At 46.7% G+C, this 11,593-nt stretch carries 3 protein-coding genes; all 3 read left to right on the forward strand.

What is annotated here, in order from left to right:
- Positions 1-2 precede the first annotated feature (2 nt).
- The 3 genes from H6760_00670 to H6760_00680 are packed head-to-tail and all read left to right on the forward strand — an operon-like array spanning position 3 to position 11,585.
- A complete protein-coding gene (locus tag H6760_00670; GenBank protein ID USN53671.1) occupies positions 3-875 on the forward strand; it encodes a hypothetical protein in 873 nt (290 codons plus the stop codon).
- A complete protein-coding gene (locus H6760_00675; protein ID USN53672.1) occupies positions 872-7,012 on the forward strand; it encodes a carbohydrate binding domain-containing protein in 6,141 nt (2,046 codons plus the stop codon). Before H6760_00670 ends, H6760_00675 begins: the two co-directional genes overlap by 4 nt.
- Position 7,013: 1 nt before the next feature.
- Positions 7,014-11,585 carry a fibronectin type III domain-containing protein gene (locus tag H6760_00680; GenBank protein USN53673.1) on the forward strand — a complete coding sequence of 1,524 codons (4,572 nt, stop codon included), beginning with the start codon at positions 7,014-7,016 and terminating at the stop codon, positions 11,583-11,585.
- Positions 11,586-11,593 lie beyond the last annotated feature (8 nt).

Genomic DNA, 11,593 nt, shown 5'->3' on the forward strand with positions numbered 1-11,593 from the left:
TTTTGGCTTTTCAGGGGGAACAACCAGGGGAGAATGACAATACAAAGCTTTTCAATAATGCCCCAGAGCAAGGTAATCAGGTTCCGCCTGAGCAAAGTGGCTCGCGGGGCTTTTTTATTGCGTTAATTTCCTTTGGCGCAGTTGGGCTTTTGCTCGGAATTGTGAGCTTGGCAAAGAATATTCAGTCACCTTTTGTACCAAATGCCAACCTCATTGCGGTGCAGCAGGACACCAATCAAGAAAACATCTCTGATTTGCAGCAAAGAGACACGGATGGAGATGGGTTAAGTGATTACGAAGAACTTTATCAATACAACACTAGCCCGTATTTAGCTGATTCTGACTCGGATACCATTGATGATAAGAAAGAAATCGAGAGTGGAAACGATCCGAATTGTCCAAGTGGCCAGGATTGTACCGGATTAGGCGTAAATACAAACACGAGTACAGTTGACGATGCATTGGGGCTTACTAATAGCTCCACCAATACATCCGCGACAAATACCAGTACGAGCACGAGTGCGGTTGATATGGCACAGTTGCGTGAAGTGTTAAAGGCCTCGGGTGCTCCTGCCTACGTCGTGGATTCAACCGATGATGCTACTTTGCTTGAGCTTTACAACGAATTAGTAGCTGAGCAGGGTGGTGACTCGCTTGATACCAACTCGACAGATACAAATGCGAGTAACACGTCGACTGTTGATGACGCTACCACCTTACAACTTCTGCAAAGCTTATCAGCCAGCGAGATACGCGCACTTCTCATTCAAAGTGGCGTTGATCAATCATTAATCGATCAAGTAGACGATTCTGAGCTGCAGCAAATATTCCTTGATGCAGTGCAATCCGAGTTTTCCTCTGACTCCTCATCATGATTCTGCCTTCTGAGCAATCAAAGAAGAAAAAGAGCGTGCGAGCAATCGCTAGTTTTCTGTTGCCAATGGTTTTACTGGTGACAGTGTTGGGAGTTGCCTTACCACGAGAAAGCAAAGCTCAAATTGGCGCAGTTGGCAGTTTGGCGGGATTTATTTGGAAGGAAGTAAAAGATTCAGCCCGTTATATTGCCACGCAGGCAAAAGCTGCTTTTGAAAAAGCTCAGGATACCAGTTACGCCATTGCGTTTAAGAATAGCTTACGAGTTTTCTTAGGTAAGGTGGCAGAAGATACCGCCGTGTGGGTTTCCAGTGCCGGGACGGGCCAAAAGCCGCTCTTCATCACTGATCCGCATTATTGGCGAAATTTGACCGATGCGGCTGGCGGCGACTTTTTGGATTCTATTTCCAAAGATGTTTTTGGAGTAAGTCTGTGTGAGCCGCTCGATGTGCAAAAGAAGGTTCAACTAGAAATTGCCACCCGCAATCTTATCAATCCTTTAAACGTGTGTGAGAACAGTTGTAACACGACATACAACAATACAGCCGAGCAGCTAGGGAACATGAAATCGTATCTTGATCTTCAAGAACGTAAATCACAAGCAAGTCCGAATGCGCTTACCTATTGTCCTGATGAAGAGTTTCTGCTTGGCATTAGCACTCCAGACAATCCGAATGATCCCTCAACCTATGGCACACAGATGTCAGAGCTTGAGTGTTTTCAACTCATCTCAAACAACTACAATCGTCGAAGGCAGCAGGCGACTTCAGAATTGACCTCATGTTTGCAAGATTGTAATCGCGGATCTCGTAAGTCATCCTGTACCGCAACCGCAGTATGGGGAAACATTCGAGACATTCAGGATTTCTCAGTAGAATTTCAAACTTACTTTAAGCCTGAGCAAAATGATATTGGTCAGATTCTTACCCTTTTCGGCTTGACTCAGCAAGCAGAAGAAGAGGCGAAGATTGCCGAAGAGACAATTCAGAATAGTAAGTTAGGCGCGGTAACTTCAACGCTTCGTACAGACATCCTTACCCCGGCCAGCTTGGTAGAAGAAAAAGCAGCCCAGCCTATTCGAGAGTCTTCAACAATTGATACTACGCAAACCGGATCCTTACTCGCTGATGTGGGTAATATTTTTGCGAACACCTTAACGCAGCGTTTAATGGAGAGATTCTTCCGCAGTAAGTGTGGATTAAATCCAAGCGCATGCGAGGGCCCAGGCCAAACAGACTCCAAACTCGGCTCCTTACTCTTTAGCACACGGACTCCAAGCGGTCTGGCAGCTGCGCGACTCCAGTTCGCCAGCTTAGCTCGAATCGATTACACAACAGGAGATCCAGGTCGTTCACAAATAGCAGTATCAAATCAATTAGAAGCGCAAGGTATAATTAATTCCGGTTTCCGACAGGCTATTGATGAGCACATGACAGTGCGAGAAGCGTTGAACGCCGGCTTGCTAAATGCCAGCGCAACCTTTGGCTACGACGAAACAGACAATGAAGCGGAAAATGGAATTCCATACCGCTCCATCCTTTATCTGCGTAAATATCGAGTCGTCCCTGTTGGCTGGGAGTTGGCCGCTGTGTATATCGGTTCAGATGCAGATAGACAGTCACATGGCTTAGGCGAACTCGTCGACCTCTATGATTGGTGTGGACAGGACGCTGCACATGGTTTACCAAATCCAGATGATCCAGAGACACCATTGCCTTCACCATTCTGCGGATTGGTTGACCCGAGTTGGGTATTAAAAGCTCCTGACACGTACTGTCGACGTCAGGGCGCTGGTGATGAAATTATCCAACGTCGCTATGTGTGTGACACTGATACCAATGGCGATGGTCGAATTAATTGTAGCCTGAGCGATTTGGGTGGAGGGGATATTGGCTCCTGGATTATTTCACGAAATCAAGATACCTGCGTTGATGAGCCTAGCTGTGTGGCCGAAGATAGTGATGGGAATTGTCTCGCCTATGGATATTGCTATGAAGAAAAGCCGATTTGGCGTTTCGGCGGTGAAACCTGTAACGGGTACTATGCTTCTTGTCGATCTTATACAAATTCAAGTGGCATTCAACTCGCTTACTTAAAAGATACCCTTGATGAGGGCGATTGTAATCCAGAGAATGCCGGTTGTCGCGCGTACTGCAGCGATGGCGAATACAATGCCGTAAATCAGACCTGGAGTTGTCGCTCTGATTCAGGTGATACTATATACTTTGATCGGGACGCGAGCTCATGTCCAGATGGTGCGGTTGGATGTACTGAATTAATTCGCACCGAAGCTGGATCAAACGTTTTAGCAAACGCTGGATTTGAATACTATACAGGTACCAGCGATGACGGCACTCGAGATACTTTTGGCTTCTGCAGTAATAATGGCGCTGCCTGTCAAACCAATGGAGACTGTGGACTCGGGGCAAGTTGTGAAGGTTGGAAAACTGATAACGGTGCCGTCCAACTACAAGCAGTCAGCGATGATGTGAGTGGCGTTGGTTCACCAGACACCATTGCAGTGCAAATGAGCGCCGGGGTTGGCAAGCTCATTCACGAAGCTGATGCCTATCAAGATTTGAGCGGCATGCAGATGACTTTCTCATACTACGCAAAAGCGCTTGGAGCAAGTTGTAGCGGCACCTTTGGCGTACAAAGCGCTGATGCAATTTATGTGCCAGCCGCTGATGAAGAGGGTAGCGCTGAGTACACCGATCTCTGGCAGCAATATGCTGGAGTCTTCACCTTCCCAGAATCAGCTTATACTAAGAGTAAGGTGCAGGCGTACATAAATAATCCGGGCTGCGGTATTTTGGTTGACTCAGCTAAATTAGAATTTAGTGCTGCGCAAACAGTGTACTCGGATTATCAGACGGTGAATGAAATTTCCATGCAAGTTCCACAGACCACTCTGCTGTCCAACGGAGACTTCAGCTTAGATGATGGAACTGACTTCTTTAGCTACCCAGCCCCAGTTGATGGAGATAACTCTACCGCAGATGACAATATTCCAGACGGCTGGACACCACGAGCAGTAGGAAGTATCGCAATTGATCGCACGCAAGGCCACTTTGATGATGAATCACTTCGGATTGACGCTAGTGGAGTGCGTAGCTATGCGGGCCAGCTTGTTCCAGTTGAACAAGGTAAAACCTATGAAGTGAGCGGTTGGGTAAAGAGTCAATTGACTCCAAGTGGTGGTGATACTCCATTTGGCGCACTCATGACCGAATGTGTGTACAGTGCCAGCCATCCAAATGCTTACGAAACATTTAATCCTTCGGCTGATGAGCCAAGCGAGTGTCTCTTGTCTAACTTCGAAACCTACATTCGTCCTTCAGTTGAAGACGGTAACAATTATTATGTAACAACTGGGACGAGCGACTGGACTTATCTCCGCTATACCGTGACCGCAAATAATCCTGATATCGGCTTTATGCGAGTTGCTTGTACAAATGTGTCTCAGGATACAGGAGGCATTCAAGCTGATGGTTCTGGTACGGTTTGGTGTGATGATGTGAAGGTGGTGGAAACTCCACTAAGTTGTGACCGCGAAGAAGTTGGTTGTCAAAAATATCGACCAGTTGGGGCTGGTGATGCCGTAAATGGCGTAGTGCGTTCCAGCGACATTTGTCCGCTTGATCAGGTTGGTTGCCGCCAATTCCGTGAAATGCCGATTGAACATGTGCCTCAGCGTGATGGCATTGATCCAGTCTACATTATTGAAAGTTCGGGAAACCAATGTACAGCTGCCAGTGTGGGTTGTGAGGAATACACTAACCTTGACCTGGGTGAGTCAGGCGGAGAAGCCTTAGCGTACTTCTCACAAATTAAACAGTGTGTGAAGCCGACAGATCCAAACGCAGGTAACTTCTATACTTGGGAAGGTAGCGAACAAGCTGGTTATAACCTTCGTGCATACAAACTTCTCACGAGTAATGTTGATCAAGGTCCATGTACAAATCTTTCGGTCGGTACAACTACCAGCGATCCAATCTGTGAAGACGATAGCAATCCAATCGCTGAGTGTAGTGTGGATGACCTAGGCGTGAACCCTGATTGTACTGAATACTTTAACGATTCCGGCGAAGTCTTTTATCGCTTGAAGAGTCGAACAGTCACCGTCTCCAATGATTGTCACCCATTCCGTAATTCAATTGACGCAGCTGCAGGTGAGGATAGTGTGTATCACGTGATTCCGAGCGAAGCAGTCACTTGTTCCGCCGCTGCAGCTGGTTGTCGTCAGTACAAGGGAACAACTGCAGATAGTAGCCGTACCGTCTACAATGAGAATTTTGAAAACGGCTCGGTGAACGGTTGGAGTGGGGGCGTGACCTATTCAAATGAGTCAGTTAACTTAGGCGGTCACTCCATGCGCACGAGCGACGACACTCTTTTCTCAATCGATCTCTCAAACACCATTACTAACGGCCGAACCTACAGTATTCAGTTCTCCTATAAGGCTCGGCAGACCGGTGACCTAGCCTTTCAAATTCGCGATGAGCTAGGCGAGAGCTTTGGCAGCACGGTAGCTATTCGGCCGGGTGAAGAATGGGCGCAGTATGAGCTCGGACCAGTCTTTGTGAATTCAACCGGCGACCCGACCGAGTTTATCTTAGAATTTACCACTCCTTCAAGCCTACCAGGCGGGTGGATCGATAATATTAAATTACGCGAATCAGTTGACAGTATTTATCGTATCAAGGGTACGACCTCGTCCTGTGATCCAGCAAATGCCGGATGTCGCCTCTATGTTGATAGCGCAAATAGCCCGGTGGCAGTTACCTCATTTAGTCATCTCTGCTCTGATCGGGCAGTCGGCTGTGAGGCAATGACAGTGACGCAAAATTCAGATTATCCTTTTGTGCAGGATGTACAAGATAATCCTGATAAGTTTATTCAAGGTGATCTGACTCTCGCGTATGTAAACTCCTCAAGCGCTTATTGTCGGGCAGAGTACCAGGGCTGTACTGAGTATGGCGTTGCTTCCTATGATCAAAATAATGAAGTACTTGCATGGTCAAGCACGAATTTGATTAATGATCCAGACACTTATCCGGTAGCACTTTGTCATCCGAGTCAGAATCGCTGTGAAGAGTACACCGAGAGTATTAGTGGCAGTAAGGCCTATTTCCGCGATCCAGGCAATCAAACCTGTGAATATCGTGAATCAGCTGCCTATGCTGGATTATTAGTAGACGGTTGGTTTATCACGGGCACAAATGAGCCATGTCCATCACAGTCGTTGACTTGCTTCGGCGGCACTCTGGCTGGTGAACCGTGTATGACGTCGGATCAGCAGCAAGCTTGTCTAAACAATAATGGCTACTGTATCGCCTATCCATTAGACGGAGAAGTGAAAGAGGTAAATCTTATCTGTGGTTCAACCTGTTCAACTGGTGGATCAGTTGGTCAGGCTTGTGTGAATAATGGTCAATGCTCGAATGTGTGTGTAGGCGGCACGAATGCTGGTGCATCTTGTCTACGCAATGATGATTGTGGTGGAGGTGGTACCTGTGAGATAGGGCAGTGCGGTGATGGTGGTGTGCGGCCTTTCTGTGATGGTCGTCAAACCGGATCAACTCGACAAGATCAGGAAAATTGTTTGGCTGATGATGGGCTCTGTACGGCCATTCCTCAGGTAGGTCAGCCAGGGCGAACCTGTCAGGGTGGTCCAAACGACGGCCTGTCTTGTGCCAATGATGCATACTGTTCCAGTGTTTGTGCTGGTGGTACAAATGCTGATAACGCTTGCTTTAACGATAGCGATTGTCCAGGGAGTACCTGTGGCGTGGAAGCGAGTTGTGCAAATTACTGGGTTGGCACCTGCGAGCCGGCCGCTGCGGGATGTACGGAATTCCGTGACCCTCTTGATCCGCCGCAACAAGGAGCCTATCCAAATGGTTGTCAGGTGAATTGTACGCTGGCCACTGACCGTAATGATAATCTCATTGAGGTAGATGCTGAGTGTCGACCTGGCTCAACAGCAGCGTCACAACCTGGCTGTCAGCCTTACTACATCTTGCGGCAAAGTATTACTTCGCAAGTTTCCGAATGTAATTCAACTATTGATTTCACTACCGGGTGTCAGCCATTCTATGACACCGCTAATCCAAATGCTAATTTTATAGGGGGTTAATATGCATAATGCGCAGAAAGGAATTTTTACTCGATTCTCGATAAGCTTGGTTGCGGTTGCTACCCTCGCATTATTTGGAATTATAGGGTGGAGTGCGCCTACGCATGCGTACACTGTCACCGATTATAATATTGGAATGAGAAATGCTTTCGTTACATACGATGGCACTAACCTTTGGTTTGCTAGTAGTGACGACGATGTGGTGAAGCGCGTGAATCCAGCTAATGGACAAGTTACTTCCACCTATCCAGTTGCTGAATACTTCACACCGAGTGGTATACATTGGGATGGACAATATGTTTGGGTAAAAAATAAAGTTGACACCTCCGAATATCAGCTCATGCGAATTGATGGGTCAAGTAATATTTATTTACCAGGCCCTCTCGGCGGTTTTTTCCCAATTGCTGAAAATTATCCAGATCCTTTTGCTCGATATCAAAGCGATAGATTCTTTGCGCGAAATGGCACAAACACATATCACGATAGTATTTATCGAGTTGACGCAAGCGGAAACATCCTTGTTGAGGATTCACTTTATAGTGGGGGAAATAGCGAATACCGTCATGATGGGCTTCATGTTATTGACGGTTCCACGGTACTTGATTTCTATACCCGCTTTATACCGGGAACCACTACCTCCCCAGTAGATTTCGGTTTTGTGAAACGCAATAGGACAACCCTTGATGAAGTTGGGTCCAGATGTGTTTTTCATTCACCTAGCTCGATGCAGCTCCGGGCTGGGGTAAGTATTTGGGATGGTACATACGCCTGGTTTTTCGTTAACGATACAAACTTAGGAAAATTTGTAAAAAAGTTTGATCCAAATAACTGTACGCCGGTATTTTCAACTACAGGCGTAGGTTCTTATGGTTATATTGATGCGACCTACGATGGTGGGCAAAACATTTATGCCATGAAGGAGGCAAATCGCATTATCATCGAGCGTTGGGATAAAGACACCAATACGTATTCAGAGATTGTAAATAGAGATTGTAGCGTTTGCCGCCCGCTAAAGATTCAGAAGGTGGGAGATAGTTTGTGGGTTACTTATCAAGATGAAGATGGCGGTAAAGTAACCAAGTTCGATTTTTCTGAAGATGCAAGCCTGACTATTACCTCAGGTCCAAATGCTTCTCCGGTCAATTCTCGCGACGCTACCGTTACTTGGGCAACAAATCTTAATGCCGATTCCCGGGTTGATTTTGGCACCACAACCGCATACGGGAGTTACCGTACAGACTTTACCGACACAACGAGTCACAGTATTTTTATTAACGGCTTACAACCAAACACGGTATACCATTATAAGGTAACTTCTTGTAATGATTACATTTGTGTTTCATCAAGTGATAGGCAATTCACCACAACTGCCTTGCAAGCTCCGGTGGTAACTATTACCGACCCGACTGATGGGCAAGAAATTCCCACCTCGACATATACCATGATCGGTAATGCGCACGATAACGACGGACTCATTACCAATGCCGCCTATCGAGTATGTTTGAATAACTGTACTAGTGAGTCATATTCAACCATTGCGAATCCAAACCAAGCTAACTATAACATTAGCAAGTCAATAAGCTTTTCTGGCTATGGTACTTTCCATATTCAGGTGCGGGCTCGTGATAATGACAACCTCGAATCAGTAGCTTCAATACATGTACATCGAGGTGCGACACCTGTGGTGAATATTACCAGCCACACCAATGGTCAATTGGTTGATACTACTACTATTGATATTTCCGGTAGCGCAACTGACGCCGATGATGCTATTACAACCCCGATGCGGGTTAGTGTGAACGGGGGAGCTTTCCAAAATATCCCCATTACTTCGAGCCAGAACGTAAGCTGGGGACCTAAAACCATCACTCTTGACTTGGGTGGTAATACCATTCGAGTTGAGGCTACAGATGCAAGTGGAAATGTTGGCTTCAAGCAAATTGTGGTAAATCGTGGCACGCCGCCAACTGTTGATATTACTTCCCATAATGATGGTGATGAAGTACATAGTAGCTCAGTGGCACTATCCGGTACGGCATCTGATAGCGACGGCACAGTGAATCAGGTGCAGGTTCGCGTCAATGGCGGTGCGTGGAGTAATGCCTCTGGCACGAGTAGTTGGTCAAAATCAATTACCGTGAGTGCTGGGTCAAACTTGGTTGAGGTGCGGGCTCGTGATAATGACAGTCTCTATGGCTATGATCAGGTAACGCTAATCTATACGATCCCTGATTATACCTTTGAGTTAATCTCCGATAGCCCGCTCACGAAACAACGAGGAGAAAACGCAGAATATACCTTCCGATTAAGCGGTATAAATGGATGGAGCACGGCGGTGAATTTAACCGTTGATCAGCGAGATGGCGTTCCAGTGGGTAATTTCACCTGGAGTCGAACAAGTGTGACTCCTGATGCAGATGGTGAAGAAGTTACTTTGACCGTTACCACCTCAAACTTAAATCCATCAAGCAGTCCCTTTAATATGCGCGCTAAGGCTGATAAACAAGGTGGCGGTAATATTAAGTACGCAAACTTTGATCTGATTTTGACTGATGGACCTGACTTTACCCTGAGCTCTCCAGACACCAGCGAAACTATTCAACCAGGACAACAAGCACATTATGTCTTGAATTTGGTTGAATCAGTGCCGAGTTATACTTTCCCGGTTGCCTTAACGACTGATTCAATTACCAAGCCGACCGGCGGCGATCCAGCTGACCTCACTATAAATTACGCCCCTGCTTCAACAACACCAACACCGCATGGCGCTGGGACGTCAGCAGTAACCATTTCAACCGCCAGCGATATTCAGGTTGGCACATGGGTGGTAAAAGTGAAGGCAAGTGGAAGCGACCCGCTCTCCCGCATTAAATATCTTGACCTCACGATTATCATTGGTGACGCGCCTGACTTCGAGATTACTGCAACACCTTTGACGCAAATAGGTGAGTTCGGTGGCACAGTAACCTACACCTTAAACTTGCGTGAAACTATTCCTGAATACACCTGGCCAGTCGCGGTAACCTTAGATCAGGTATGGGGAAATGATGAAGGCGATCAAAGTAGCAAAATTACCACGACAAGCTTGCCACAAAATGTGACTCCCGGTGATTCTGCCGGACCTGGTACAAATCAAAATGTAGTAATTAACATTGCAGCAGACGCGCCGGCGGATACCTACACCTTAACCTTTAAAGGTGCTGGGACAGATCCACTAAATAAGACACATTTTGTGACTGTCGAGCTTGTGTTGCAAGATGTCGACTTTGACATTTATCACACTCAAGGCAGTACCTACCTTCAAATTCAAAAAGGCACTTACCGTATATGGGACATAAAAGTAAAATCAATTAACGGTTTTACTGAGCCAGTGCGGACGACCTTAGAGGATGAATGGCCAAATGATCCAGAAGCCTGGGATCATATTGCTGCTGAGTTTGTGAACAGCGGCACAAAAGAAATTATTGTCATACCTCCAGCTGACGGTGAAGTAGACGCTTCAGTTATCATTCGACCTGGTGGAAATACCCCGTGTGGCTTTTATCACATTACTGCGCGCGGTCGGGACGATCAAGTAGTTGGCCCACCTGATACCGCACATAGTGTCTTGGTAAAATTTGAAGTTGTTGGTTGTGAAGAAGAGGATACTGAGCCGCCAGTCATTGATCCAGCGCAGATTTCTTGCAGCCCGGATGTTGATAGAATTACGGTCAACTGGACAACTGACGAGCCGGCCAATGGTACGCTCTTCTATGGCACAAATAATCCGCCAACTGGATCGAAAGCAGAAAATAATGGTCTGGTTACCAGCCACAGCGTTACGGCAACAGGCTTAAATCAAAATACGACCTACTATTATCAGGTGCAGTCGTGTGATGAGGCAGGCAACTGCAGTGAAAAGATCCCAGTTCCACCGGGCACATGTCAAACAACAGAATTTATTGACAATGAAGCGCCAGTTGTCAGCTGGGTCGAGCCAAGTGATGGTCAGACCGTCAGCGGTACTATTGCTATGAAAGTGAGCGCGACGGATAATATTGGTATTCAGGATGTTCGCTTCCTGGTAGATGGCGCACTCATCAGCACAGATACAAACCCGCCAGGCTGCGATCCATATTATTGCTATACTACCTGGGATACCACCTTATACTCAGATGGTAATCATTCATTAACCGCAACCGCTCGCGACACTGCAGGTAATCCAAGCTCTCGAACCATTGTCGTTACAGTTATTAACGACACGACAGGGCCAATGTGTAGCAACTTAAGCTATGAGGTGGGCGCTACATGGGCAAATATTAGCTGGAGCACGAGCGAAAATTCTGATTCTCGCGTATACTATTGTCGAGAGGGCTATCCTGGAGAACCAGAAACCTGTGGCAATTGCGGCAGTGATGGATATTGCGCAAATGATCAGCGCGGACCTGACTGCTATTATTGTCAGGCTCAGATTCGTAACGAAAGCGTCATAAGTCACTTAGTTACCTTGAGCGACCTTAACCCTGGATCCCCGTATCATTTCATGGCTGAGTCATGTGATGATGCTGGAAATTGCGGCCAATGCGGCGGCTAGATATATCA

The organism is Candidatus Nomurabacteria bacterium (assembly GCA_023898465.1).
In the GTDB taxonomy this organism is placed as follows: domain Bacteria; phylum Patescibacteriota; class Patescibacteriia; order HK-STAS-PATE-3; family HK-STAS-PATE-3; genus HK-STAS-PATE-3.

Bases quoted from the DNA above. Each gene is read 5' to 3' on its own strand.
- H6760_00675 (USN53672.1), top strand. From the start codon at position 872: ATGATTCTGCCTTCTGAGCAATCAAAGAAGAAAAAGAGCGTGCGAGCA.
- H6760_00680 (USN53673.1), top strand. From the start codon at position 7,014: ATGCATAATGCGCAGAAAGGAATTTTTACTCGATTCTCGATAAGCTTG.